The 1,151-nt window shown below is 62.4% G+C and carries 1 protein-coding gene; it reads right to left on the minus strand.

The genetic code is table 11. From position 1 onward, the window contains the following. Window positions 1-231 precede the first annotated feature (231 nt). Window positions 232-963, minus strand: coding sequence for a hypothetical protein (locus tag D2K64_RS24870; protein ID WP_157986115.1), 732 nt, complete (start codon window positions 961-963; stop codon window positions 232-234). Window positions 964-1,151 lie beyond the last annotated feature (188 nt).

The raw sequence follows: 1,151 nt of genomic DNA on the forward strand, positions 1-1,151 counted from the left end.
TTCACCCCAAACCGGGTCGGTTCTCAGTGGCAATCAACAGTCGATCCTCTCCGAGGAGAGAAGACCCTGAAGGGCGTCGGCTTTTTCCCTCAGTCAGCTGACATGCCTGAGGTCCTGTGATCATTGAGATCGAGTTCGCAGCTACTCACTGCAGGATTCAGCCGCCCTCGTTGAGACCGGATGGATAGGCCTCCTTTCTTTGGACCCACCGGAAGCCTTCGTGCTTCGTGATTACGGCGATCTGTACGGCTCCCCCAACGGACTTGGGAAGGAACACAGCGAAGCGGATGAAGCCGATGGTGGTCTCGACGAGGAAACGGGCGAGGTCGATCGCGTCCTGGATCGGCATCGCAGGAACCGCGAGCGTCGCGTACAGGTCCTTGGCCAAGCCCGCCTGCAGGCGCTCGCGGCGGGGACGCCGTGGCGCACCAAGGCCTCACCGATGTTGAACCCGGCTCCCAGGATCAGGCGGTTCAGAGCTTCATACTGCCCGTCCCACAGCACACCGAAGCTGCTCTCATCCATGATCTGGCGCGGCGGAGGACAGGTAGGCCCCGCTATATTGACTTCCCACACCTCGGCCAGCGGGCGACCGGCGGAGTAGCCGCACAGGCGCAGCTGAAGGTTCGTCGGATCCGGGCAGGCCTCCGACTTCTCCTCGAACAGAAAGGCACGCAGTCGCCCCGCCGCCTGCGCGACGGTGTAGGTTTCCGGATCGAGTTTCCAGTCGGCATGCGCCGGATCAAGACCGCTGAAGCGCCGCCGGAGATCCTTGAGAAGCGTTTCGATGGACTCGTTGCCGATGCCGCCGGTTCCGGTGGACATCGCTCCGAGGGGCATCCCGTGGCACAGGTTGGCGATCTTGTTCGCGTGTGCGTAGACCTGCCCGCTTCCCATTGAGCCGGCGCTGTCGGCCGCCATGACGACGCCGTCGTTGATCTTCACCGAGACGATGACGGTCATGGGAGCTCCTCGCGATGTCTCGAGTGGAGAGTACCTCCGGGCCTTGGGAGTTTCGACGCTGGTTGCCGAGCAATAGGAACTCGGTCTCAATCCGACAGCTGGTCAGTCCATCGCATGTCCAGCGTCAGGGTCGCGGTGAAAAACACCTGCCCGCTCTCATCGCGAATATCCATCGCGAAGGGGTCGTA

Source organism: Teichococcus vastitatis, from assembly GCF_003604215.1.
GTDB classification, from domain to species: domain Bacteria; phylum Pseudomonadota; class Alphaproteobacteria; order Acetobacterales; family Acetobacteraceae; genus Pseudoroseomonas; species Pseudoroseomonas vastitatis.

What these genes read in the sequence shown, in the direction of transcription:
- D2K64_RS24870 (WP_157986115.1), bottom strand. Translation starts at nt 963, where the DNA reads ATGACCGTCATCGTCTCGGTGAAGATCAACGACGGCGTCGTCATGGCG.